Annotated in this window: 29 protein-coding genes; 7 read left to right on the top strand and 22 right to left on the bottom strand. The window is 43.3% G+C overall.

Annotated features, from left to right (window positions below):
* Window positions 1–9 precede the first annotated feature (9 nt).
* The 5 genes from B7E06_RS00730 to B7E06_RS00715 all read right to left on the bottom strand — a co-directional run bounded on the left by B7E06_RS00730 (window position 10) and on the right by B7E06_RS00715 (window position 2,377).
* On the bottom strand, window positions 10–564 hold the full coding sequence (locus B7E06_RS00730) for a GNAT family N-acetyltransferase (RefSeq protein ID WP_245807644.1): 555 nt from the start codon (window positions 562–564) through the stop codon (window positions 10–12).
* Window positions 565–597: 33 nt separating this feature from the next.
* The gene (locus B7E06_RS00725; protein ID WP_082232048.1) at window positions 598–966 is read right to left on the bottom strand and encodes a hypothetical protein; all 369 of its coding nucleotides are present in this window, start codon (window positions 964–966) and stop codon (window positions 598–600) included.
* A 62-nt stretch (window positions 967–1,028) separates the two neighbouring features.
* The gene (locus B7E06_RS22180) at window positions 1,029–1,154 is read right to left on the bottom strand and encodes a hypothetical protein (RefSeq protein ID WP_281249025.1); all 126 of its coding nucleotides are present in this window, start codon (window positions 1,152–1,154) and stop codon (window positions 1,029–1,031) included.
* Between the two features lie 218 nt (window positions 1,155–1,372).
* Entirely contained in the window at window positions 1,373–1,933 is a 561-nt protein-coding gene (locus B7E06_RS00720; protein ID WP_082232047.1) for a class I SAM-dependent methyltransferase, read from the bottom strand.
* A 12-nt stretch (window positions 1,934–1,945) separates the two neighbouring features.
* Window positions 1,946–2,377, bottom strand: coding sequence for an Rrf2 family transcriptional regulator (locus tag B7E06_RS00715; protein WP_082232046.1), 432 nt, complete (start codon window positions 2,375–2,377; stop codon window positions 1,946–1,948).
* 202 nt (window positions 2,378–2,579) lie between these two features.
* Here B7E06_RS00715 and B7E06_RS00710 point away from each other — a divergent pair, with 202 nt between their 5' ends.
* On the top strand, window positions 2,580–3,050 hold the full coding sequence (locus tag B7E06_RS00710; protein WP_082232045.1) for a DinB family protein: 471 nt from the start codon (window positions 2,580–2,582) through the stop codon (window positions 3,048–3,050).
* A gap of 43 nt (window positions 3,051–3,093) precedes the next feature.
* Here B7E06_RS00710 and B7E06_RS00705 read toward each other — a convergent pair whose 3' ends face one another.
* The 3 genes from B7E06_RS00705 to B7E06_RS00695 form a co-directional block, all read right to left on the bottom strand.
* Window positions 3,094–3,999 (bottom strand): EamA family transporter, encoded by a 906-nt coding sequence (locus tag B7E06_RS00705; protein WP_082232044.1) that lies wholly within the window; start codon window positions 3,997–3,999, stop codon window positions 3,094–3,096.
* 83 nt (window positions 4,000–4,082) lie between these two features.
* Complete coding sequence (locus B7E06_RS00700; RefSeq protein WP_245807643.1) at window positions 4,083–4,526, bottom strand: helix-turn-helix domain-containing protein; 444 nt, start codon at window positions 4,524–4,526, stop codon at window positions 4,083–4,085.
* 283 nt (window positions 4,527–4,809) lie between these two features.
* Window positions 4,810–5,085: a YesK family protein gene (locus B7E06_RS00695; RefSeq protein WP_082232042.1), complete on the bottom strand. Its 276-nt coding sequence runs from the start codon at window positions 5,083–5,085 to the stop codon at window positions 4,810–4,812.
* A 225-nt stretch (window positions 5,086–5,310) separates the two neighbouring features.
* On the opposite strand from B7E06_RS00695, the gene B7E06_RS00690 reads away from it, so the two are divergent.
* Both B7E06_RS00690 and B7E06_RS00685 read left to right on the top strand, forming a co-directional pair.
* Window positions 5,311–5,652 carry a YolD-like family protein gene (locus tag B7E06_RS00690; protein WP_082232041.1) on the top strand — a complete coding sequence of 114 codons (342 nt, stop codon included), beginning with the start codon at window positions 5,311–5,313 and terminating at the stop codon, window positions 5,650–5,652.
* 117 nt (window positions 5,653–5,769) lie between these two features.
* Window positions 5,770–6,045, top strand: a complete 276-nt coding sequence (locus B7E06_RS00685) for an AbrB/MazE/SpoVT family DNA-binding domain-containing protein (RefSeq protein WP_082232040.1) — start codon at window positions 5,770–5,772, stop codon at window positions 6,043–6,045.
* 57 nt (window positions 6,046–6,102) lie between these two features.
* Here B7E06_RS00685 and B7E06_RS00680 read toward each other — a convergent pair whose 3' ends face one another.
* Window positions 6,103–6,555, bottom strand: coding sequence for a hypothetical protein (locus B7E06_RS00680; RefSeq protein ID WP_082232039.1), 453 nt, complete (start codon window positions 6,553–6,555; stop codon window positions 6,103–6,105).
* A 146-nt stretch (window positions 6,556–6,701) separates the two neighbouring features.
* On the opposite strand from B7E06_RS00680, the gene B7E06_RS00675 reads away from it, so the two are divergent.
* On the top strand, window positions 6,702–7,097 hold the full coding sequence (locus B7E06_RS00675; RefSeq protein ID WP_082232038.1) for a hypothetical protein: 396 nt from the start codon (window positions 6,702–6,704) through the stop codon (window positions 7,095–7,097).
* 27 nt (window positions 7,098–7,124) lie between these two features.
* Here the strand turns inward: B7E06_RS00675 and B7E06_RS00670 are convergent, their stop codons facing one another.
* From B7E06_RS00670 to B7E06_RS00660, 3 genes are all read right to left on the bottom strand, one after another.
* Window positions 7,125–7,529 carry a DUF6438 domain-containing protein gene (locus B7E06_RS00670; RefSeq protein WP_082232037.1) on the bottom strand — a complete coding sequence of 135 codons (405 nt, stop codon included), beginning with the start codon at window positions 7,527–7,529 and terminating at the stop codon, window positions 7,125–7,127.
* Window positions 7,530–7,758: 229 nt separating this feature from the next.
* Window positions 7,759–8,445 (bottom strand): response regulator transcription factor, encoded by a 687-nt coding sequence (locus B7E06_RS00665; protein WP_082232036.1) that lies wholly within the window; start codon window positions 8,443–8,445, stop codon window positions 7,759–7,761.
* Window positions 8,423–9,526, bottom strand: a complete 1,104-nt coding sequence (locus tag B7E06_RS00660; protein ID WP_082232035.1) for a sensor histidine kinase — start codon at window positions 9,524–9,526, stop codon at window positions 8,423–8,425. Before B7E06_RS00660 ends, B7E06_RS00665 begins: the two co-directional genes overlap by 23 nt.
* Before the next feature lie 183 nt (window positions 9,527–9,709).
* On the opposite strand from B7E06_RS00660, the gene B7E06_RS00655 reads away from it, so the two are divergent.
* From B7E06_RS00655 to B7E06_RS00645, 3 genes are all read left to right on the top strand, one after another.
* Window positions 9,710–10,090, top strand: coding sequence for a hypothetical protein (locus B7E06_RS00655; RefSeq protein WP_082232034.1), 381 nt, complete (start codon window positions 9,710–9,712; stop codon window positions 10,088–10,090).
* On the top strand, window positions 10,087–10,572 hold the full coding sequence (locus B7E06_RS00650) for a hypothetical protein (protein ID WP_082232033.1): 486 nt from the start codon (window positions 10,087–10,089) through the stop codon (window positions 10,570–10,572). Before B7E06_RS00655 ends, B7E06_RS00650 begins: the two co-directional genes overlap by 4 nt.
* A 90-nt stretch (window positions 10,573–10,662) precedes the next feature.
* The gene (locus B7E06_RS00645; RefSeq protein ID WP_082232032.1) at window positions 10,663–11,055 is read left to right on the top strand and encodes a hypothetical protein; all 393 of its coding nucleotides are present in this window, start codon (window positions 10,663–10,665) and stop codon (window positions 11,053–11,055) included.
* A gap of 684 nt (window positions 11,056–11,739) precedes the next feature.
* Here B7E06_RS00645 and asnB read toward each other — a convergent pair.
* The 10 genes from asnB to B7E06_RS00590 form a co-directional block, all read right to left on the bottom strand.
* On the bottom strand, window positions 11,740–13,653 hold the full coding sequence (gene asnB, locus B7E06_RS00635; protein ID WP_082232030.1) for an asparagine synthase (glutamine-hydrolyzing): 1,914 nt from the start codon (window positions 13,651–13,653) through the stop codon (window positions 11,740–11,742).
* 579 nt (window positions 13,654–14,232) lie between these two features.
* Window positions 14,233–14,688: a hypothetical protein gene (locus tag B7E06_RS00630; protein WP_082232029.1), complete on the bottom strand. Its 456-nt coding sequence runs from the start codon at window positions 14,686–14,688 to the stop codon at window positions 14,233–14,235.
* A gap of 95 nt (window positions 14,689–14,783) precedes the next feature.
* Window positions 14,784–15,800 carry a low-specificity L-threonine aldolase gene (gene ltaE, locus B7E06_RS00625; protein WP_082232028.1) on the bottom strand — a complete coding sequence of 339 codons (1,017 nt, stop codon included), beginning with the start codon at window positions 15,798–15,800 and terminating at the stop codon, window positions 14,784–14,786.
* Between the two features lie 496 nt (window positions 15,801–16,296).
* Window positions 16,297–17,511: a S1C family serine protease gene (locus B7E06_RS00620; protein WP_082232027.1), complete on the bottom strand. Its 1,215-nt coding sequence runs from the start codon at window positions 17,509–17,511 to the stop codon at window positions 16,297–16,299.
* Between the two features lie 64 nt (window positions 17,512–17,575).
* Window positions 17,576–18,370, bottom strand: coding sequence for an MBL fold metallo-hydrolase (locus tag B7E06_RS00615; protein WP_082232026.1), 795 nt, complete (start codon window positions 18,368–18,370; stop codon window positions 17,576–17,578).
* Between the two features lie 28 nt (window positions 18,371–18,398).
* Entirely contained in the window at window positions 18,399–19,289 is an 891-nt protein-coding gene (locus B7E06_RS00610) for a two-component system regulatory protein YycI (protein WP_082232025.1), read from the bottom strand.
* Entirely contained in the window at window positions 19,270–20,610 is a 1,341-nt protein-coding gene (locus B7E06_RS00605) for a YycH family regulatory protein (protein ID WP_082232024.1), read from the bottom strand. The genes B7E06_RS00610 and B7E06_RS00605 overlap by 20 nt, the downstream gene beginning before the upstream one ends.
* On the bottom strand, window positions 20,607–22,439 hold the full coding sequence (walK, locus tag B7E06_RS00600) for a cell wall metabolism sensor histidine kinase WalK (protein ID WP_082232023.1): 1,833 nt from the start codon (window positions 22,437–22,439) through the stop codon (window positions 20,607–20,609). Before walK ends, B7E06_RS00605 begins: the two co-directional genes overlap by 4 nt.
* Before the next feature lie 9 nt (window positions 22,440–22,448).
* The gene (yycF, locus tag B7E06_RS00595; protein ID WP_082232022.1) at window positions 22,449–23,153 is read right to left on the bottom strand and encodes a response regulator YycF; all 705 of its coding nucleotides are present in this window, start codon (window positions 23,151–23,153) and stop codon (window positions 22,449–22,451) included.
* Window positions 23,154–23,278: 125 nt separating this feature from the next.
* Window positions 23,279–24,676, bottom strand: coding sequence for a peptidoglycan DD-metalloendopeptidase family protein (locus tag B7E06_RS00590; protein ID WP_082232021.1), 1,398 nt, complete (start codon window positions 24,674–24,676; stop codon window positions 23,279–23,281).
* Window positions 24,677–25,050 lie beyond the last annotated feature (374 nt).

The raw sequence follows: 25,050 nt of genomic DNA, 5'->3' as shown, positions 1-25,050 counted from the left end.
CTAGGCTTTCTATCTTGTAAAATAAGCCATTACGATTAAGTCAAAGTATTTTCTGGTATCCACTTTAACTGCCTTTCGTTTTTGCCCTTCTACCGTAAACCCTGTTCTCTTATATAAAGATATAGCAATCGTATTCTCAGCAAATACTTCGAGTGAAACTTTTTCAATGAGAGTGTTGTTCTCCGCCCAATTTAGCAGCTCCGTCACCAAAGCTTTACCAATGCCTTGATTTCTAAATTCAGCAGCGACACTCATACCAAAACTGCCTTGATGCTGTAACCTTTTCTTATGGCCATTATGAAAATCCAAAAACCCTATGATTTCTCCCTCGTATTCGGCTAAAATGGCAAGCTTTCCTTCCTCGTTTAACATCTTTTCAAGGAAGTCTTCCTGCTGCTCGGGTGTTACATTAAATTCTTCTTCAGTTGTCAGTAAATATGGGGAGTTGCTGATGATTGCCTGGTTATATGTAAGGATTTTAGCGGCATCTTCAACGAGCGCTGTTCTTATAAGTACGGATTTGCCGTTTTTTATTGGATATAGCATTGATTTGATGTAACTCAAAATAAAATAGCCCCTCCCTCATTTTGTTATTCCTTATCCTTCAATCATTTTCAAATAGGGTATATGGGTGGCGTTTACAATAGCAATGCTGACGGGAGTGTCTGTTTCATATATTTTAGTACCTACAGGCAGCTTATTGGCTGATCCGTTGTTAAAGCTCCAAGCCTTGTCGCTTTGCTTATTTATTTCTCCGATTTGACCGCCTAACGTGTAGTCTAATTCTTGCACCCATTCCACGTCGTGGACATTTGAATAAACGATCCCATCGAGCAAGAAGATATCAGCATCCTCATTCTTCAAAAAATCTTCAGGGGAGGGATTACGTGTCGTTCCACTGTTACTACACCCGAATAAAAGCAGAATGATAATACCGAGTAGAGTCAGGATTTTAGTAAAATCCATTAGAATCTCTCCTTTTATGTATCAGAGGTTTCCAATTAATCTTTATAGATTCTTATTCCAAGCTAGTTTTTCATCCGTTTAAAAGATTTATATAATCCTCTAAAGCCTATGTACATTACCATAAAAGCTATTCCTAATAGTGCCAGTACGAGGAGAATTCCTGCTACGTATTCTAAAAAGATGCTCATTTCTTCCTCCAATCGTTAGCTGTATTTTATGAAATCACTTTAACATTCTGTACGTTCCGCTTTACTATTGGTTTCAATATTATACCAATTTATAGAAACCAAGTTTTTTAACTTTACCCTATCCATAGAAAAAAAGAGGCAAATTCTTTTGCCTCCCTGACTTAAAACCATATATTAAAGACCCTTAATATCTATAATTAAACCAAAAAATATTCCACTCAATTAGACTTTAGAGCGATCAAAACATAGATGGATTCTGCCGGATAAAGCTTCTTCGTTACTTCAAAACCTGCTTTATTTAATTGCTGCTCCATTTTTTCAGAGGAGATTCTTGGATGGTTATGAGTCTGATCCTGGCCATCTTCTAATTCCACACATGCAAAGGCACCGTTGGCTTTCAGCACTTGGTGGATTAACTGTAAAGTATCAGGTAAATCCTTTATTTCATGAAGGACAAGGGAGGCTATTACGATATCAATCGAATTCTCCAGGGTTAAATCTTTCATTTCCCCTTGAAAGGTTTGAATATTTTCAAGCTCTGCCTCCCTGACTTTGGATTTCAGGATTTCCAGGATGCGGGGATCTGGATCAAGGGCGTAAACGGTTCCGCTCGTTTTTCTGGCTGATGGTATAGTTAAGAAACCTGTTCCTGCCCCCACATCTAAAATGTCTTTACTGCTATCGAAAGGCAGAAGCTCTAATAAACTTTCAGGCGGAAATAGCTCTTTTCTTTTGCTGCTGTCCAGGTACTCTACCTTTTTTCTAAGATTACCCTTCACTTCATCATCTCCTTAATTTGCTTTACTTTTTATATGGTTCATGCTTTTTTCATCCATCTTGTTGGCAATATCAACGAGAAACCTGTTAGCCAGATCTTCCTTCATGCTCTGTTCAGCCTCAATCATGACGTTTTCAATCATACAGCCTTCCTTATGATCCATGGAGCAGCTAAATAAATTGGACTCACCTTCCACGGTTTTGATCACATCTAAAAATGAAATTTTATCTTTCGCTTTAGAAACCTTATAACCTCCCTTCACGCCGGGAGTTGATTCAATTAACCCCCCTTTAGCAAGCTTCGTGAGTATTTTTGAAAGGTACGTTGGAGAAAGACCCTGCATTTCGGCCAGGCTTTGGACCCCTATCGTGCTTCCTTTCGGCAAAGCAATTAAGAACACCATGGTGTGTAATGCGTAGTTCGTCGCTTTTGAGTATTTCATCATTTCCTCCTATTAAAGATATTAAGGACTCTTATTGTCTATAATTAATTATAAGCTTACCACCTTCCATGAAAGTCGTCAACGTAGAAGCAATTGAACTGAATTCCACAACAAAAGAAAGGCTATTCTTTTACCTCCGGTTTCCTCTATAATGGACATAATGGAAGATCGCTCCAATAATAAGCGCATATGAGATGACAAGGAAATGGCTGATATGAAAACCTTATTGTTAGATCAACTTTTGGCAAATGCAAATGATCGCAGCTGGTACCTATCCTTTATCGAAGCCGTTGAAGGTGTTTCTGAGACCGAAGCATTTTGGAAGCCCGATGATTCCAGCCACAGCATTGCCCAGATTGTCCAGCATCTGATTTATTGGAATGAAACGTGGCAGCTGAGGTACCAGAAATCCCACGTAAATGCGGTTCCAAAAACTGATAATGATGATACTTTCCTTCTTAATGAAGACGTTTCTTTCTCGGCTCTTAAAGAAAGGTTATTAGAGGTCCTCTTGCAATGGCAGGAACTTATTACATCAGAACAGCTGGAGTTAGAGGTCAATGGATTCCCTGATGATGCAAAATGGTGGCACCTTGTTTCCAATGCCGCCACCCATAACGCTTACCACATTGGCCAAATTGTCTATATACGGAAAATGCAAAAGTCTTCTTTCTAAACATAAAGAAACCTTCTACTTCCCCAAGTAGAAGGTTTCTTCTTTATTTACTTACAGCGGAGCGCAGATTCTTTTCCACACCCCTACTCGCATTCCTGGTATTAAGAATCAACATCCCAATCCCTAATAGTAAGAAAAAGATCCCTATCCATGAAGTAAACGCCAGACGTTCTCCAAGGAAAAATACGCCTAACAATGCAGCTGTCAACGGTTCTGCCAATGCCAGAGTGACGGCCGTTGATGAAGGGACGTTTACAAGACCTCTTGCAAACAGAAAATAGGCAAGCCCTGTAGCGATAATTCCAAGATGGAGGCTTACGGCGAAACCTCTTCCTTCTGTGATCCACGAGATGTCATAGATAAATAGCAAAGGAGACAGGAAGATGGCACTCAGCGTAAAGACGACAGCCACTATGGAAAGAGAGGAATGATTCTCCACTAATTTTCTGCTGACAAGCGTATATATGGCAAAAGTTAATCCTGCGATCAATGCCATTGCAATGCCATAAGGGTCTGCCGTTACAGATTCTTTATTAATAAAGAGCATCAAGCAGCCTGTGATCGATAAAATGGTAGCAATCCACCATACGCGCTGAGGACGTTTTTTATAAAAAATCCACTCGATCATCCCGGCTAAAATCGGTGCACTTCCAATCGCTATAACGGTGCCTATGGCTACTCCGGTCAATGTGACGGCAGAGAAAAAGAAGGGCTGATAACAGGCCATGCTTAAAGAAGCAAGCAGCGTTTCCTTTACGGGCCAATTTTTTAAATTCAGCTTTCCTAACAAAAGGACGAGAATGAATAGAGGAATCCCTCCAAATGCTAAGCGAACCGCTCCAATAACAACAGGGTGTGCACTCTCTGGAGCGAGGGCTTGAGCTGTCCCTGTTGTTCCCCATAACACAGCGGCCAGTAAAACCAAAAAAGGAGCCCACATTTTTTCCATCTTCTTCACCACCTAAAAAAAAGAACTTAAACCCATTGTAGATGAATCCTGCTTCTTCATCTTTACTGAGTTTAAGTTTCTTTTTATCCATTCTTAATCCTTCTGTATTTTTGCGGGGTAGTCCCTTCCCACTTGGAAAACCACCTTGTAAAGGAGGAGGAGTTTTCAAAGCCGATTTCCTGGCTGATATACGATATCGTCCAGGACGTGTTCACTAATAACTTTCTCGCTTCTTTCAACCGCATTTCGTTGATATATACTTTAGGGCTCTTCCCTGTTTTTTCTTTAAACCACTTGGAGAAATAAACGGGATGGTAGTTTTCTATTCCAGCTAATGTCTCTAGGCTGATCGGTTCTTTGTAATGATCATGAATATATTGAATGGATGCAGGTGTAGAGCTCTTTAATTGATGAGTCACGTATCTCGTTAGATCATTAAGTGCGGCTGATTCTGTATTTTTATTCCCCGCCTCTTCTAACAGCAGAAACCGAATCGCTTTCCACTGCTCATCCATCTGTACATACATACTTTCTGTATCCCAAAGCAAAAAGTGAGTGGGGATATCTAAGATGAGAAATTCATTTCTATCCTTAGAACGAAAGTCATGAGTAAACGAAGGGGGCAGGTAAAAACAATAATCAGAAGTGAGATTTATATTTTGCGAGTTTGTATGAATATCTAAAGAACCTTGCAAAGGAAAAAGAAACTGGCCGAAATCATGTTGATGGGAATGCATTTCCCTGGAGTATGTTCTTTTATCACAAATGACCTGGTTGCTGCTATCGATCCTAATCCCCTCCTCTTCCCTTCTAATGGTTTACTGTGGTTTTATTTTTCATTCCAATTGCTAAAGAAATACTAGCAAAAATGATGAGAGAGAAGCTGAGCAAGCTATAAGCCGCTCCTTCAAATCCCCTAATATTAACATAACCGATATAAAAGAGAATGGCAGCAGCAATTGTTAAAAGAATGCTAGGCAATATTCTTAGAAATATCGAAGATCCTTTTTTACTAAACCACAAGGTAAGCATCAAAACACTAATCCCTGGTATGAGAACCACTAAGAAAGGTGCATAAACCATCATAAGAAGATCTCCTCTCAATCAGATTATATTCCTAATATAAACCAGTAATCATGTACATCCAATTAATTCAAATAATGAATTTAAAAATTTAGACAGTATTGGGGGGGGCCTCGATCCTGTCCTTATAAACGAATGGGCAATCTAAACTAACGGAATCTTTTATTGTATTGCTCTCCCACTTCTACATATAATAAGAACAAACGTTCCTATGTATAGGAGGGGAAAATGATGGGGAAGACAAATGACCGGGGAACAATTAAATGGACATCGCTTATGCTTCCCGAGCACGTGGAAATGATTCAGGAGATATGGAGAGAATTAGATAGAGTGGAAAAGCCTGTGATCGATGAACAGCAGATGGAAGAAAACAGCTTTGCGCTGCAGCGTTCGATGGCCGATAATTTGACCGTTAAAGTCAAGTACCATAATGGCTTTGACTTTAGCTGTGCAGAGGTGAAAGTAACCCATATGGACCCAGGCACGAAAAAAGTGAGAGGGATTGATCCGAAGACGAAAAAGGTTGTCTCTCTTTTATTTGATGATATTTCAGAGGTGACTGTTCTTTGATGAGGTGGGTTAAAATTACTGGTTTTAATCGATGGAGAAGAGGATACTTGATTAGTAAATGATGCACATAAGTCAATGAGGAAGGTGTCCAAAAAAATCTTGAAAGGGGTTTCTATTATGAAAAGCACCGGAATCGTTCGGAATGTGGATGAACTGGGACGAGTGGTCATTCCTATGGAATTAAGAAAAACCTTGAATATCCACGAAAAAGACCCTTTAGAAATATTTGTAGATGACGAGGTCATGGTGCTGCAAAAGTATCAAGCGGATCAAGCTTGTGTCATAACAGGGGAAATTTCCGACGATAACCAGAAATTTCAAGGCGGGATCTGGCTGAGTCCAAAAGGGATGCGCATTCTTGCAGACGAATTAGAAAAATCGCTGACTAAATAAATTCTCTTGAATATACGAAAGAAAGGTTGAAGGATCTACTCCTTCAACCTTTTTTAGTTACGGAAAAACTTTTAGCTTCGTTAATATTTTTATAATCCATCCAATTATAAGAAATCCGCCGACATACATCAGGAAGGTATAAAAAAAGTTCCAGTTGTGATCATAATTGATGGTTTCTACTAGAAGAGCCAGCCCTTCTAATCCCGCCATTCCGCCGATGAATATGATATAAACCCATATAGGCTTTACGCTTTTATACACCAGCATATAAGTGAACCAGGCTCCAGCGATAGTAAAGATCCCTAAATCCAAAAATAAGGAATCCAGTAAAACAATCGTCGGCATATGATTCACTTCCCACAGTCCTATATGAATGCCTGCCTGGTTCAAAACAACGGCAATCAACGCAGTAATGGGTGCCGTCGTATAAAAAATTTTAGGTGCTTTTTTATATAAATAAATGCCTGTAAGCCATGGAAGGACAAATCCAACAATGATAATAAATGCCATTTCTACCACCTCATGTTAGTACTGTGTGTTTTCTCACTTTTTATACATAAGGGGGTAAAAATCACCAATAACAACTTTAAATATTTTCAGCTCAGTTGGCTAAAGACTATAGGGACGAAAACGTGATGCGGCTGAGGAGGAAGGGTATGCTTGAGGCGAGAACGATTGGGATGACGATCGATAAAAAAAGCAGTGAGGTACATAGCTTCGTACGGGAGCCGATGAATTTAGCGGCCTGGGCAAAGTCTTTTTGTGTGTCGGTCGCTCAGAAAAATGAGAAATGGTATGTAGAGTCAGGGGATGGTTCGGCATGTGTTCAGTTTACTGGAGATAATTCCTATGGAGTGCTGGATTTTTCATTAACACTGGCTAATGGAGAGGAATTGTACTATCCGATGCGGGTCGTTTCGTATCGTGACTGCTGTGAAGTGATGCTGACGCTTTTCCGTCTGCCTGAAGTGTCTGAGGAGAACTTTTTATTAGATGGGGCGATGGCGGCAAGTGACCTGCGGCAATTAAAAATGACGCTGGAATCGATCTGACAGCGGCCGCTTCGCCCCGATTTAATTTTAGCTGGGATTCAGGTTGCCGATATAGGCGCGGGTGCCAGCAATTTCTTCAACCTTCTCTTCAAATACTTCGAGGTCTCTTCCAATCTGAAGGGTATCTCCGAGGTAGTGGTTGATTTCCCGGTAACATCCTTTTTCATTTTGCACGGATGTTTTACAGTAGGGGTGGGCGGAGTCCGATTGCCGATCGCCTTGAATGTATTGATAGGACATATAGTTGAAGTCTTCAATGAGCTCATTCAGCTGCTGGACTTCTTCTTCGTCCAGTGTCCATGTATGGTGACCATCCATTCGGACGTGTTCCCGTCCTTCCCAATCGACGTCTCCATCACTTGAGATGTTTACTTTATAAACAGGGGACTCTCCTTCGCATGCGGTGCGTTCGAGAGTGAGTGTTTTAAACAACTAATCCGCCTCCTTGTTTGTTATAAAATCTCTCACGCTTTTAATCATAACGCATCTGTCAGAAAAGTCCAAAAATGCATGTGCCGCTAAAACACAATGAGAAACAGCATCTCCTACTGTAATCCATCTAACGTCTGCCAATGCCAAAATATGGGGATATATTCAGGGTCATAAGAGAATATGGGTTAATTCTTTATGACTTTGCCAGGCAGTGTAAAAACGGCACTGATTATTTAAGAAAACGGTAGCCGACACCCCAGATCGTATCAATGAATTCTGGTTTTGAGGGGTCTTGTTCAATTTTTTCACGGATCCTTCTGATATGGACCGTCACTGTCGTGTTGTCTGCGAGCGCATCAAGCCCCCAGATTTTCTCAAACAGATCCTCCTTGCTGAACACACGGTTCGGATGAAGCGCCATGAATAAAAACAAATCGTACTCTTTCGCAGTCAGTGTTTTTTCTTCCCCGTTCATAAACACCCGGCGCGATGCACGGTCAATGTGCAGCCCTCTTATGCGAATACCGTTTTCGTTAACCTTCTTTTTCACCAGACGGTTATATCTGGCTAAATGGGCCTTCACTCGGGCGACGAGCTCGTTTGGACTGAAGGGTTTGACGATGTAATCATCAGCTCCCAGACCGAGGCCTCTGACTTTATCGATATCATCGTTTTTCGCTGTGATCATAAGGATGGGGATTTCCTTTTCCTTTCGAACGGTTTTGCAGATTTCAAAACCGCTCTGACCAGGCAGCATTAAATCGAGCAGCAGCAAGTCGTACTCCTCTTCCATGGCCTTCTTTAAGCCGATCTTTCCGTCTCCTTCGATATCGACCGTAAATCCGTTCATTTCCAAATAGTCGCGTTCCAGCTCAGCGATTTCCCGCTCATCTTCAATGATGAGAATTCTCTCCATCCTGGTCGTCCTCCCATTTTTCCAATGTAAAGATAATCGTCGTTCCTTTTCCTGCTTCGCTTTCGGCACTGATATCCCCGCCATGCTCCTCTATGATCTTTTTCACGATGGCCAGACCGAGACCGCTGCCTCCGGCTGCCCCGCTTCGCGCCTGATCTCCACGGTAAAATTGTTCAAAAATGTGGGGCAGATGCTCTTCTGGTATGCCCGTTCCATTGTCTGTGAGACGTGTCTCAATTTTTTCACCGTATTCTTTAAGCTCCACCTTCAGCTGTTTCTCTTCTTTTTCCATATGCTTGAGACTGTTTTGGATCAGGTTTGTTACGACACGGTTGAGCTGTTCACGGTCGGCTTTTACGAAAAAACTCTGCTTCTCTTTTGGCTGAAGCTCCCCTTTTATATCGTTATAGAGAGCCGCCTCTTCTAAATAATCTTCAAAGTAAGCATAGAGATCTACTTTCCCGAAATGAAACGGCACACGCTGAACCTCAAGTTTGGAATACAGAAACAGCTCATCAATTAAATGATCCATCTCATTCGCTTTTTTATAAATCGTGTTCATATAGCGATTCTGCTTCTCCGGCGTATCGGCCACGCCGTCGCGGATCCCTTCGACATAGCCTTTGATCGATGTAATGGGTGTTTTTAGATCATGCGAGATGCTGGCAATCAGTTCTTTTCGGTCGTTTTCATATTTCTTCTGCAGCTGTTCAGCCTCCTGCAGCTTCCTGCGCATCACTTCAAAGCTCTGTGCCAGCTCACCTAATTCGTCCCGGCGCTCAGGTTGAATACTGAAATTGAGCTCTCCGTTGGCAATTATTTTTGATGCTTCCGAGAGCCTCCTGACCGGCTTAATGATCGTTTTAGACATATAAAAGGTTAAGAGCCCGTTCGTCACGATAAGGATTAGAATCATGCCGAGAAAACGAATCTGTGTAAACAACTCCAGACTGCTCCCCGGCTCCATGTTAAACACGTGGAACATGACAACACCTAGAAAAACTTCCATAAGGATCAACGCGATTATTGGTAAAACAATCATGGCGAGATTGGATAATATTAATCTCTTTCGAATTGACACGCTCCTCACCTGCTTTCTTTTTAAGTTTTGAAGGGAAATGGACGCGAGCTCACACTCTCTCTTTATTCTAATCCCTGAATCTTAAATTTTTCTTAAGGCGATTTAAGAAAAATTTAAGAATCGAGAAAGGGTTTATTTAGAAATGATTTCTATGATAGAGACAGCAAAGGAGTGAAGCTAGAAATGAACTATACATTTATATTTACCCTCGGCGCCCTTGCGCTTATTCGTCCGCTCTTCAGCGGTCTTGGACTGCTTGAAATGATAGGCAAGCCCGCAGCCAGCCAGGCTGTCACCTTTGTGATCACGATCGTATGGGTGGCGGCCGCTGTCTGGAAGGATATCGACCAGCCCGTTAAAACGCTGATCGGAGCCGGCCTTGTTTATGGAATGTTTGCCATCGTTATCAGTGCAGTGCTGTCACCGATTGTTACTGGTGACTTGCAGGGACCGCTGACTCATTCGCTTGGAGCACTCAGCGTGCTCCTTACAAACGCGATCTGGGGATTGGCTGCAGGTGTTATTGCCGCCGGCTTGCAAAAAACAAAGGAGGAACAAAAATGAAAGAAAAATTTACTTTTGGTTCAATTGCCGGACACTTATGGATTCAGCTGATTATGCTTGGCAGTATTTTACTACAGACCTTTATGGTGTACCCAAACATCTTTTATAATATCCCGCATTCCTTTGAAGTAGGCATGGAATTCATGAAAGTGGCAGCGCCTAACACGTATTTTCCGCCGCTTGGCTTTTTAAGTATCGTAACCGGAGCCGTTGCTGCTTTACTTGTGTGGCGTCATAAATCCACCCGATGGTGGGTGATTGCGAGCATGCTGATGATCATGCTTGAGGGTTCTGCTTCGATTCTGTTTGAATGGCCGCGCAATGAAATTATGTTTATTGAAGGAGCGGACGTTCACAGTGCCGCTTTCTTAAAACAGACGGCGAGAGAGTTCCTGATCGTCCACGGATTCCGTGTCCTGTGTAACATGGCAGGGTCGCTTTTCATCTTTATCGGATTCATGAAATTTGATCGCAAACGATAGCCATTATCCTCCTTTTTCCAATTTTATAAAATTTCCAGGATCAATTTTATGCAAAATAGGGTATCAATTGGGTGAAGGAGTTGCTTGCTAATGTATGAATCTAAAACTGTGAGTGTCTCAATCAACCGGCCGATGGAGGAAGTGTACCAGTTTGTGCTTGAGCCAATGAACCTGGCAGCATGGGCAAAATCGTTCTGCCTGTCTGTCGCAAAAAAAGAGGGAGATTGGATTGCCGAAACCGAGGACGGCTGGGCCAAGGTCGAGTTCGTACCGGAGAATGAGTATGGAGTTCTTGATCATTATGTAACGATGGGCACAGGTGCCGAAATTTTAAATCCGATGCGCGTCGTTCCAAACGGGTCTGGGTGTGAAGTGATTTTTACGCTGTACCAGCTGCCTGAGGTTTCTGAAGAGGACTTCTTGTTGGATGCTGTGCTCGTATCGAAGGATCTGCAGATGTTAAAAGAAACGGTGGAATTATAAAAAGAGTCAGCCCTGTCCTTTTTAGGTGTGCTGGCTCTTTTTATTTACCAGTAGAAGTGCTCTGTTTTGTTTATATGTGCGGTGGACTAGGAAAGACGATTCCGTTTATCGTGTGTAGCGAAAAGCGGCTGGGAAATAGCTCGCTTTTAAGCGGGAATCCGGTGAGCTAGCTCGTTGCGCTCTCGGATCTCGCCATGGCTTTATCTCCCCTGTAGGAGGCTTAACATATTTTTAATGGTAGTAGAGAATGAGCTGTTTCGTTTATTATGTGTAACGAAAATCGGCTTGGAAATGACTCGCTTTCCGCGGGGAGCCGGTGAGCTAGCTCGTTACACTCGCGGATCTCACCATGGCTCTATCTCCCTGCAGGAGTCTCGCCATTTCCCAGCCGCTTTAACTTTAATAGTGAAAACGAAACGTCGTAATTTTACTTAACGATCCGATGGAAAAGATTTTTCTTACCTCCAAGTTCCGTTACTCAAAAAAACATAAAGGGCCGGGGGAAACATCGAGACTCCTATGGGAAAAAAGAACAGGGTGAGATCCCGGAGGGCTAAAAGCCCGAGGAAGCTCACCGTTCGCCCATGGAAAGCGAGTCTTTCCCATGGCCCGGCTTTCTATTAAAGTAAAGGAAACCAGTGCAAACAAAAAAAGAAACGAACGCTAACGCCCGTTTCCTTCTACTTATTGTGCCAGCATTGCCTGTTCAAGAACTTTACTTTCTGTTTCATCCACTTTTTGCAGCTCTTCAAAAGAATAGACGCCTTCGATGTAAACCTGGTGCCATACCATGAACATAAGTACCGTCCAGAGCTTACGGGAGTAGTCTCCTCTTTCCTGAAGATGTGCTTCCAGAAGATCTAAAACAACCTGCTTGTTGATCAGGTAGTCCGTCGGGCTGTTGGTGATCAGGTCTTTTGCCCAGTCATACAGCTCGTTACGCAGCCAGTGGCGAATCGGCACCGGGAAGCCGAGCTTCTTACGGTCAAGCACGTGATCCGGCACGATGCCTCTTGCCGCTTTTCTTAAAATGGATTTCGTTGTGCCGTCAGCGATCGTGTTACTGACTGATAATTCACGGGCCACCTTGAATACTTCTTTATCTAAGAATGGTACGCGAAGTTCAAGAGAGTTGGCCATTGTCATTTTATCGGCTTTTAATAAAATGTCTCCACGCAGCCATGTGTGAATATCCACATACTGCATCTGGTGTGTCGGATGATATTCGTGGGCTGTTTCGTACATATGCTTCGTAATCGACTGATATGGATATTCCTTTGCATATTTGGAAAGCAGCTGTTGTTTATCCGCTTCTTCAAACATTTTCGCATTGCCGATATAGCGGTCTTTAAGCGGTGTCGTGCCGCGTTCAAGCAGGCTCTTTCCGCGCATGCCTTCAGGAAGCACGCGGGCCACCTGGTTGATCGCTTTTTTCAAAAGCCACGGCATTGATTGGAAGGCTTTAAGAGATTCTGGTTCGCGATAAATGTTATATCCACCAAACAGTTCGTCGGCTCCTTCTCCTGAAAGGACTACCGTCACATGCTTGCGTGCTTCACGGGCTACGAAATAAAGCGGAACACAGGCTGGATCTGCTAATGGATCATCCATGTGCCACATAATTTTCGGCAGCTTGCTTACATATTCATCCGCTGTAATTAAGTAATCATGATTTTCTACGTTTAACACAGAAGCCGTTTCTTTGGCGACATCTACTTCGGAATAGCCTTCGCGTTCAAATCCGACAGAAAATGTTTTTATATTAGGATTGAACTTACGCGCAATTGAAACGATCAGCGAGGAGTCGATCCCACCGGATAAAAAGGAGCCGACCGGCACATCACTGCGCATATGAACATCCACGGAATCACACAGAACGTCCTGGATACGCTTGATCTGACGTGATTCTTCAGAGATGGTCGGCTGGAATGTCGCATGGAAATAACGCTCCATCTTCAGTGGTTCCCTTGGCTTTTTCACAAAGTAGTGGCCAGGCTCTACCTTATGTATACCTTCTGTCAACGTCATCGGCTCAGGCACATACTGATAGCTCAAGTAGTGCTGCAGCGCAAGTGGAGACACATCATTCATGCTTCCGCTCAGTGATTTTTTCTCAGAAGCAAAGGCGATTTCGTCCTCTGTTTCATAATAGAAAAGCGGCTTAATGCCAAACGGGTCACGGGCGCCGTACAATTCCTTGTTCTGTTTATCCCAGATCAAGATACTGAACATTCCGCGCAGGTGCTTAAACGCTTCTTCTTTTTTATCCTGGAAAAGGACAGCAATGACTTCAGTATCCGATTCGGTATTAAACGTATAGCCTCTTTCTATTAACTGCTCGCGCAGCTCTACATAGTTATATATCTCGCCGTTAAAAACCATCCAATAACGTGCATCCTCAAAGGTGAACGGCTGATGGCCGCTTTCTATATCGATAATGCTTAAGCGGCGGAATCCGAGTGCGACCTGTTCATCATAATAATATCCCTCATCATCAGGTCCGCGGTGTTTAATCCAATTATTCCCCTCAACAAACGAACGTCTTTCCTGCTCTGTCAACTTACCTTTATTGTGCAAAATCCCTATAAATCCGCACATGATTCATTACCCCTTTTTGCTGTTGATTTCTCCCCTGTATATTTAGAAAGAGCCGCTTTCTTTTTATATTAAAAGGCCCTTCCTTTTAGACGTTTCAATCACATGGAATCCCTACAGTTAAAAGATCGGAGGCCATGGTTTTTCGTCTTACTGGTAATACGATGGATCCCTTTATTTGGTTTCTTTTTTTATATGAAGTTCTTTATCTGCTATGTCTAATTTTTAAGGAATCGATCTCAATTATTCTCTGGCAGAATAGTATAATTTATCCATCAAATAAAGGAAAAGAGCCGATACAAGAACGTGCTTGTATCGGCCGTTATTTCCATTATAGAACCCTGTAATTTATTGTCAACAGGCCGAAGACTACTTCTTGACTTTATTTCTTATTTTTTCCTTCAGCCTTTCGGTTATTCGTCATTTTTTGACAGATCTCCTGGAAAGATTCTCTAGTAACCTCGTGTTATTCGTAAATAACGCCGGGGGATTCTTAAATAATCCCGCTCAATTCTCAAATAACTCCACACGATTCTTAAATAACTCAATCTTTTATCAAAAAAGGTTCGTTTCCCAGCCAGCTTACTGTGTCTGTTGACGCTCCATTACTTGAGCGAGCTGCTGCTCTACATACTCCGCGTCCTTCGTGCCCAGGCTGCTCATAACGGTTTGGAAAATAAGATCTCTCGTTTGCATCGGCATTTCAGTCACATCATTTTGAGAGACGAAGCTGAGCAGAGTCCGTGCGAGTTTTTGGTAAAAGTCATGATCTGAATGGCTGCCGGGATAATAATGCTGGCTCTGCCCTAAATCGGATGTCATGCGATTGAGCGAAAATGCCAGAGCACGGATTTCTCCTTCAGCGGCGTCTTCATCTCCGATTAGTACAGCCAGTTCGGTGGCAAGCCCTCTCATCGCAGTGACGTCGTTTTGTTTAATTTCAGTGAGCTCTGTCTTGTGTGATTGATATTGGTAGTAGTTAAATCCTAAACTAATGATCAATAAAGCTGCTCCAAGAATCAGCCAGCGCCTCTTCATGATGGGGCCTCCTCACACTCTTCTTTTATTTATAGTATATCTAAAAACCTAGGAATCATGGGAAAGATTTTGGAAAAACACTTGTGATCGTTCCGTTATAAGCGATGCATCCGGTCGATGACTGTCTGAATATTTTCCCGGCTTACATCAAAATGAGTGACAAACCGGATAGTCTGCGGGCCAAAGGGGACAGCGAGAATGCCGTTTGATTTTAGTTTTTCTAGATATTCACCAGCCGTCTCCCCCCGGCCGGCCACGTTGATGAGAATGATATTGGTATCGACTTGATTTTCAATAGACAATCCCGGCATGGCAGCTGCCTGCTCTGCCAGAAGACGTGCGTTCTCATGGTCTTCCACTAACCGCTGGGTCATTTCGGTTAAAGCTATGTAGCCGGGTGCGGCAATGACGCCAGCCTGGCGAAGACCTCCGCCGAGACGCTTTCTCCACTTGCGCGCTTTTCGAATAAAGGCAGACGATCCTGTAATGATGGATCCGACGGGAGCTCCGAGGCCTTTTGATAAACAGAATTGCACAGTATCAGCTTGTGAGGCATAATGTTTAACAGAGACTCCAGAAGCTGCCACTGCATTAAACAGCCGCGCTCCGTCCAAGTGGACAGGAATAGTATGTTCCCGGGCTGTTTCGTAAATTTGCTGCATATTTTCAAGTGGGACGATGGCGCCGCCCGCTTTATTATGAGTATTTTCCAGGCAGATCATGCCGGTTTCTGGAAAGTGAATATCATCCGGGCGAATGGCCGCTGCTACTTCAGCGGGATCCATTGCGCCACGGTTTCCTTTAATGGTCCGCGGCTGTACACCCGCGAAAGCGGACATAGAAGCTCCTTCATAAAGAAAAAGGTGGGCGCTTGCTTCAAGGAGCACTTCCTCTCCCGGCTTACAATGCGTCAATGCGGCAATCTGATTTCCCTGGGTTCCGCTCGTTACAAACAGTGCGGCTTCCTTTCCGAGCATCTCTGCCGCTTTTTCTTCCAATTGAATAACTGAAGGATCTTCCACATAGACGTCATCCCCTACTTCTGCTTCAAAAGCAGCCTGCCTCATTTTAGCCGTAGGCTTCGTTACTGTATCACTTCTTAAATCAATCATATGTATTTTCCTCCTCATCTCTTTTAATTGTACGTAACTGTGGATAACTATACAAATTTTTCTGAAAAAGAACAAAAATTAACTCTCGATAGCCGTTAGTATCGGAGAGTTGAATTCTGTCGTTTCCTGTCAAGAAACCTTATTTTATGTAGAAGTCGTCTGGGGAAAAACTGTGCACATGTGGGTAACTCGACTAACGACATGAGTTACCCACAATTATCCACAGACTTATACACAGCACCTGTGACTTTTGGGCTATTCACAAGTTATCCAAAAGAATAAACATCTTATCCACAATAATATACACATATGCACAATTTGCCGAGCGCATATTGTATTTCGTATGTATGTTCGCTACCATATATGCTCCTTATCCAGAATCGTATACACAGGGTGTGGATAAAGAAAATCCCCTTTTGGATGGCTGTGAATCTCTATATTTTCCTTTTTTAATCAAACAAAAAGGCTGCCGAAAAGATTCGGCAGCCTTTTCACCCTATTCCTGTGTATCCAGTGTTAATGTCGTCGTATTCTGCTCACCATCACGATAATACGTAATTTTAATTTCTTCTCCAGGCTCCTTCTTATCATACAGATACTTACGCAAGTCGATAATATCATTTACCGGCTCGCCATCAAGCTCTGTAATGACATCGAGCGGCTCAAGTCCTGCTTTAGCTGCTGGAGACATTTGGGAAACACTGCGGATGTATAAGCCGCCCTCCACCTCTTCTGGAAGGTTCAACGTGGACTGCCATTCAGAAGAAGGCACTTCATTTAAACCATAGGCTTCTACACCGATAAACGGACGGGTCACCTGTCCGGTCTTTTCAAGCTCTTCAATAATAGGAATCGCCGAATCAATGGGGATGGCAAAACCGATGCCTTCAATGGAAGACTGGGCGATTTTCATCGAGTTAATGCCAATCAGCTGACCCTTAATGTTGATAAGGGCTCCACCGCTGTTCCCCGGGTTAATCGCAGCATCCGTCTGAATAACTTCGGACTGCCAGTCTTCCTGTCCGTCATTGTTAAAATCCTGCGGAATCGCGCGCTGCGTGCCGCTGATAATGCCTTTTGTAACAGAGCCGGCAAAACGAAGGCCTAGCGGGTTACCGATCGCAATGGCCGGTTCACCGACTTTCACCGAATCGGATGAACCGATCTCTGCCACCTTTTCGACCTGGTCGCTCGACATTTTAAGTACAGCTAAATCTGTAAACACATCACCGCCGATGAGTTCGGCCGGAATTCTCGTATCGTCATGAAGCACCACTTCAATTTCACTGGCTCCTTCGATGACATGATTATTTGTAACGACATAGGCCGTTTCGCCTTCTGTTTTGTAAATGACACCCGATCCTTCACCAGCCTGTGAAGGATTATTCTGACTGTTCCAGAAGTCCGATTGATTCTGGAGGTTAACGACGCCGACGACAGATGGGGTGACTTCTTTCACGACATCCGTAATCTGTGTATTGACATCGTATTCGACTTGTTCACTTCGAATCGTTCCACCATCCTCAGTGGATTCGTTTTCATCATCAGGTACGGTAATATTATAAGGAAGCAAATTGGTTTGAACCAGCGCAGGCAGCGCCAGCAGAACGAGAACCGCTCCGAGCACAAGGCCGATTACGGTTGGCATCATGTACCCCCGGCGTTTCTTCTGCTGCCTGGTGGCTGGTGAATGATCGTCGTAGTAACCCACGCCTATCACCTGTCCTTTCTATTCTTCTACCCTATTGTTGCCTTAAAAACAGAATTTCAAACGATCAAACTTTATAGAGCGGCGTGGCTGTTACGGGATCTGTATCATGAAGCTGAATGCGGCTTCCGATTTCAAATCCCCTTTCTTCGAGGACGTTTTTTACAGACATTTTCGCTAAATCTTTCATATTGTTATCTAAACTTAAGTGGGCAAGGTACACCCGTTTCGTCCGGTCATCCATTACATCCGTTAGAGCAAGCCCGCAGTCTTCATTGGAGACGTGGCCGGAATCGCCAAGAATCCTTCGTTTTACATTCCACGGATAGCGTCCCATGCGAAGCATACTTACATCGTGATTGGACTCAAAAACAAACGCGTCTGAGCCCTCTACACTTTTCTTAATCCGTTCAGATACATAGCCGAGATCGGTTACAAGGGACACCTTTTTCCCATCTTTTCTAAAAATATAAAACATCGGGTCAGCGGCATCATGCGATACAGCAAATGACTCGACATCAATACCCCCGAAATTCTGGGTCTGCTCCATATTAAAATAGAACTTCTGGTCCAGTGATAGTTTTCCAAGCTGGCCTTCCATCGCCTTCCACGTTTTCTCATTTGCATAGATTGGGAGATTATAGCGCCGGGCCATAATGCCAAGCCCTTTAATATGGTCGCTGTGCTCATGAGTAACGAGGATGCGGGATAACGTCTTCGGATCGATATTGACCTGCTGCAGCAGTCCTTCGATTTTCTTCCCGCTGAGTCCTGCGTCTACTAGAATTTTTTCCTCTCCCGACTCTATATAAAACGCATTTCCTGTACTGCCTGAAGCGAGTACACTAAATTGCATCGTCATTATATGTCACTCCATATTTCTGTAGTCACTAAGGCCGGTCCTCACCGGCCTTATCTGCTTCCTGGTTAGAAACGACATCTTCTTCATTTTCATCAATAATCTCCTGGAAGGACTCCATCGTTTTTTGAATAAAATTCTCTTCATCAATTTTTAAAATCTGTCCTTCAACGGCAAGGGCGTTCACAAAATGGTCTTCTTCTCCATTGACGGTTACTTTCCATGTCGGCGCGAAAACTTGAAGCGGGTCAAGGTTGGCTGCTGAATGATAGCCGAGCGTCATGCTTGTGACTTCATCTCCGGAAGTGATGATTTGTTCGCTGAACAATATTTGAATTACTTCAGACGGGCTGAGCAGTTCTTCAGAGATAGTTCCCTCTGCATCTTCCGGATCTAAAATCGTGGCTTTATATCCTGTCATCTCCCCATTTGCTACGTCTATAATCAATACCCCGGCAGAGTTGAAAAAAATCGTATTTGAATTGGAAGTTTGGAAAAATAAAATTCGGTCGCGCTCCTCACTCCAGCCCCAGTAAGAATACTGGCTGCCAAAAGGCACAGTATCCCCAACGACTTCTGCCGCATTATCAGCATCAATCGGTACAGGATCATCTAATGCAGCTACGAGGAGCTCTCCACCGTATATCTGAACATCCTGGTCGTTAATGTTTTGCAGCTGTTCCACACGCGCATCGGAAAACTTTCCAGGTGATGCAGTTAAGGATTCAATTTCCGGTGTTTCTTCAGGGACGTCGTCACCTATTTCGATATCCTGATCTCTGTAGCTTTCCTCAAGCGTGGTATCCTGAACCGTCCCCAAGCCTTCCGCCTGGTCCTGCTTTGACAGGAACTGCTGAAGGAGAAATAGATCTAAAATGAGAAAGCTGATAATAAACAGCATTTTAATTTGGCCCCATTGCATTTAGATCTCCTCCTTCCGTCAGCTCAGTGATTTCTTTCCAGCGGCCATTTTCCAGAACGAACCAGGCAGGTACAAGCTCATATACCTGATATCCCTGCCTTTGAGGCTCAATTCGGTAGCCTACTTGAATGTCCTCAATTAAGCGGAGGCTGTACTGATTCGAACTTTCCAAAAATGAAATCACGTCTTCTCCAGCCGTTAACTGCTCAGACTGGTTCGGGCTTTGATAGTAGGACTCAAAATCCAGAAGCGGCCGCATATAGCGCTGAACAGTATCTCCTTCAAAATCCAGCTCAATTTTATGAATATCATCACTGCTTGAAAGCAGCGGATAATGATCAAAGAACATATTAAACTGGACGGTTGAATCTGTTGGGGAAGGATTAAAGCTCGTCAGCCTGAATGTATCTGTCCAGCCTTCATGACCGTTAATAAATTCCACACTGTTGTCTAATACATCATAAGAGCTCAGCGTTGACTGCATATCTGATTCATCGGGTACTAAATCCACATATTCCATCCGCTTGCCGTCCGCCAATACTTCAAGTCTGCGGTAGTAGTCGGTTAATCGCTGTTCAGACGGTGATGGAGATGTGTTTTTTACCGAGCTGGGGTTAGGAAAAAGTTCGTTCTGCAGGGGAGTTGTCTCAATTCGCTTCGGCTGCACGAGATCCTTCTCCACAGAAACAGGACCTTTCGGAATATAAATTGGATCTGCTTCTTCTTTGATGAACACTGTCTGTTCGGTCAGCTGACTTTCATCATTAGAAGCAGCTCTCAGCCTGTCGGCATTCTCCTCGGAAATGACAGCCCTGTACGCGGAAGAACTCGGACGGTCTGAAGTAAAATACACTTCTGCCCCTCCGTTTTCCCTGAATTTAAAATACATTCTGTTGAATTCCCCTGGAGGGACTCCTTGATTTTTATCTTCAAGCGTAAAAAGCTCAGTCATCAACTGGCTCGGAATTTCGATAGGGAACGTAACTTCCACCATGCTGCTATCAAGTTCTGGTACACTTGAATTTTCGATCTGAATAAAGTCTCTCAGTGTCCATTCACGAACCTCATTAAACTGCAACCACACATTTTCCGGATTGCTGAATGCAAAATGCTGGTTATTCTTATGGAAAATAAAATTGTTCGGGGAAATAAGGGAAGACATATCCACAACTTCCCCTTGAATACTTGTTTCATCTATTAAGCTTTCATCACTTTCCAGGCTTTCATAATTCGGCTGAAAATTCCATAAAGCGACGGTTAAAAGCAGACTAAACATGATTAAAATGACGAGAATAATCGATTTTATCGTTTCTACTTTCATTTGTATTTCCTCCGCTTCTGGTTAATGAGCGGAAGTGTAAAGAATATCGTCGTTCCTTTGCCTTCCTTACTGTGCGCCCATATTTGACCATGATGCGACTCAATTATTTCCCGGGCAATAGCCAGACCTAAACCGGTTCCGCCCATTTCACGTGATCGCGCTTTGTCGACCCGGTAAAAGCGATCAAATATTTTGTCTACAGTATTGGCAGGCATGCCTAATCCCTGGTCTGAGATGCTGACCAGCAGCTGTTTTCTCCTGGTTTCGGTTCTAAACGTAATCGTCCCGCCTTCTGGCGAATATTTAATCGCATTCGAGATAATATTGTCTAACACCTGAGTTATTTTATCCTTATCAATCCAGACAAAAAGCTCCTGCTCGGATAATTCCCGGTTAAATGTGATATTTTCCTTTCGGTGCATATCAAAACGGTCAATTACATGATGAAAATGACCGGTGAATTCAACTTTTTCTTTAAACAGCCCTGTGTCTTTACGATCCATTTTTGACAGCTGTAATAAATCGTTAACGAGACGGATCATACGGTCGGTCTCATTCTGGGCCACACCGAGAAACTGCGGGGCGATCTCTTTATCTTCCCACGCGCCGTCTGTAAGGGCTTCTAAGTAACTCCGCATCGTCGTAAGCGGTGTGCGCAGTTCGTGCGACACGTTAGACACAAATTCACGGCGTTCCTGTGCCACTCTTTCCTGCTCGGTTACATCACTCAGTACAGTAATGAAGCCGTCCATTTCCTCATGCTCATCTTCCACAACGGAGAAGTTCGCTTTAATAAGAAGCGGCTGATCTTCACTGCTAAAATCAATAATCATCGAGCCGCCTGTTTCAATCTCCGAAATATCGTTCATTTGATCGGTAAGATCAAGAATGTCCAGCAGCGACTGGCCCTGCACTTCTTCAAAGCTTTGGCCGATCAGCTTGGAAGCAGGAGCATTCATGAGCGTAATAGCCCCAAGCCTATCTGTCGCAATCACGCCATCTGACATGTTGGAAAGAACCGAGCTGAGCTTTTTCCGCTCTCCCTCTGTCGTTGCTTGTGAAAGTCTGAGCTTGTCATTTAAATCATTAAATGTATCCCCAAGCTGGCCGATTTCATCGTTGGCATGGACCGTAACTTTTTGTGAAAAGTCCCCGGTCGCCATGATTTGCGCTTGTCTCCTCATTTCAGATAACGGCCGCGTAATCGTCCGGGCCACTAAAATGCCGAGCAAAGCCGTAACCGTAATAGCCAAAATCGTCCCCTGGGCAAATATATTATTTATTTCCTGAAGCTGATTATAAATATTGCTCATGTTCGCTTCAAAATAAACAGCCGCATAGATTTCATCGCCATTACTGGCTGTGACAGGAATCGCCCCCACCCAGAGCCGGTCACCGCTTACCGGATGCTGCATAATCTCAGGGGTGGACTCCCCGTATATTAAAGCCCGCAGTATTTTCGCATCATTTGTTTTTTTACCAACTTCAGAGTAAGTAAAATCACCGCCATCTGTGGCAATAATACGGCTGCTGCTGTTCACGACCTGAAGCTTATGAATATCATTTTCGTCAAAATCATTGATTAAACTCTGAACCTCGGACTGGAGGGAGGGATCGGAATCTCCCCGCTCTGTTTCAAACGTATTCTGCAAGCTGTACGTTAAAGAACGCATCCGACCGTCAATTGATTCTTCAAAATTACTCTTCAGCTGATCTTCAAGCTGGCCCACAAAATAGGATCCGATGACCTGGATACCAAGAAGAAGGAGCAGTATATAAACTAACGTAAACTTCAGCCGAACCGACTGAAAAAATCCAACCTTTTTCATTCCACGGCCCTAAACCTGTTCAGGATTTCTCAAGTAATACCCGACTCCTCGGCGAGTCACGATCCATATAGGATTACTAGGGTTCTCCTCAATTTTTTCACGAAGGCGTCGGACGGTCACGTCAACTGTACGAACATCTCCGTAATAGTCATAGCCCCATACCGTTTCCAAAAGATGCTCACGCGTCATGACCTGTCCAATATGACGGGCTAAGTAATGAAGCAGCTCGAATTCACGATGAGTCAGTTCAATGTAAGAACCATCGCGTGTTACCGTATAAGCATCAGGGTGGATTGCCAGACGTCCGATCGAGATGTCTTTCGTCTGTTGAGAAGTGTCCTCAGGCTCCTGCTGATGACGGCGCAGATTGGCTTTAACACGAGCGATCAGTTCACGGTTGCTGAACGGTTTGGTTACATAGTCGTCTGCTCCCATTTCAAGACCGAGCACCTTATCAATCTCTGCATCTTTCGCCGTCAGCATAATGATCGGCATTGTATGATTCTTTCTTACTTCGCGGCATACTTCATTTCCGTCTTTATATGGAAGCATGATGTCAAGTAAGATTAACTCAGGCTTCTCCTCATCCGCCTTGCGGATCGCTTCATCCCCATCATAGGCACATACAACTTCGTACCCTTCTTTTTCTAAATTGAATTTTAATATATCAGCAATTGGCTTTTCATCATCTACAACTAAAATTTTCTGCGCCATCTCAAGTCACTTCCTTTTCATCAACTTTGCGCTTTCTCTTCATTTTAACTCATTTTAATGAAAATGTCTTATACTGCAAAAACAAAACAGCAGCTGCCATGAATAGTGACATAGCAGCCGCTGTTTTACAAGTGGTTCAAAGGATTTTCCTGTGAACCGTTCTTATGAATTTCAAAATGAAGATGGACGCCAGTCGAACGTCCCGTTGTTCCCATTTGGCCGATGGAGGAGCCTTTCTCCACAACATCTCCTACATTTACACGAATGGACTTCAAATGCGCATAAGTTGTGCGATAGCCATTGTTATGGTCAATGACAATTTTGTTTCCGTAGGCACCGGATTTTCCAGCTTCTACAACTTTTCCATTATCCGAGGCTTTAATTGTACGATCTTTAACACCGGCAATATCAATCCCTTTGTGGAAAGATCCCCAGCGCTCTCCCTGTTTACTCGTAATTTCACCGCCGACTGCAGGCCAGTCGAAGCTTCCAGTTCCTTTGGAAGGTATAACTTTAGTGCCTTTTAATACGATTTCTTTAACGGGTTTCTTAATTTCTCTCTCTTTAATTATACCCTTATCCGTGGTGCGATCATTTAACTTTGTTTTATAGTAATGTACTTCTTTTTTGCCGTCTTTTCCTTTTTGCTTCACTTTCTCTGTACCCTTTTCCAGCTTATCTGTTTCAATCACTTCTGTTTTATGAGGGATTTTCTTTGTCTTTTTCCCTTCTTCTTTAATTAAAACTTCTGTTAAAGGGCCTTTATTCATTACTTTAATTTCCTGGTTCGTGTCCAGGATTTCTTTCTCTTCAAGCTGCGGATTCATTTCAAGCAGGTCGTCTTCTGAAAGGTCATATTCATGAGCGATTTCCTGAATAGCCTGTCCCTTCTCTGCTTGATGGACTTTCTCTTCATCAATTCCCTCTTCTAAAAGGTCAGCCGCTTCCTTGACTTCGATGATTTCTTCAGGCTCCACGATCTTCTCCACATGCTCCACTTCATCTGTAAGTTTCACATTGATTACCGTAGATTCATCCACTTCAGGTTTCTCCCCGGATTCTTGTCGTTCTTCCACCTCTTCTAAGTCTTCTTCATCAACAAATTTCTCTTTATATTCCTTGATGACAGAATCTGCTTTCTCTTCTGATGGAAGATAACCGACCGCTTCCCCTGCGACTTTAAGACCAACAGCTTCCACACCGATGGTTATCTCTTTATCTAACCGGTTTAAGGTTTCTGATGTGTCTGTCTCAGGAGCAAACTGCTTCTCTGGGTAATAACGAATATCATTCATCACTGTCAAATCGTAATCTTCATGCTTTCGCTCTTCATCATCTAAGCGTTGGTTTAGGTGCTCTTGCACTTGTTGTTTACTATCTACGTAGCCTACAGGTTTATCACCGATATAGACGTGGTATATAGTTTCTACATTCCCCTCAGCATAAGCAGTACCAAAACTTAAACTCATTACAAGGAAAGCAATGGCGGCCGCCTTTTTCCAAAGGCCGGTCGTCTCTTTCACTTTCTCTTCCCCTCACTTCTTACTCAGTCTGTCTCATTTTCTGTATGTTTGTCGTTTTCTCGTATTTATTGACACTTTATAAATTTAACATAGGAAAAATACGTTGTGGGCTATTTAAATAGGATGTAAATGTTTTATAATATTCCTTCCAGATTACGCATGTAAATGTTTACATCATACACTTTTTGTGTAATTTTACTCTCATAATTGGTTGAATATTCATAATAGATTACAAGGATGTTACATAGGGAGTTGAAGAGCTGATAGAGTGGAGGCCATTTCTTTCAGACTATGAAAAAATCTGTCTGTTCCGTTTGCTGTTGAAAGAGAAAAGCGGCTGGGAAATAGCTCGCTTTCCGCGGGGAGCCGGTGAG

Source organism: Halobacillus massiliensis (assembly GCF_900166625.1).
Classification (GTDB): Bacteria; Bacillota; Bacilli; order Bacillales; family Halobacillaceae; genus Halobacillus_A; species Halobacillus_A massiliensis.
Note: the sequence above shows the minus strand (reverse complement) of the source record. Positions and strands in the feature narration are given on the sequence as shown.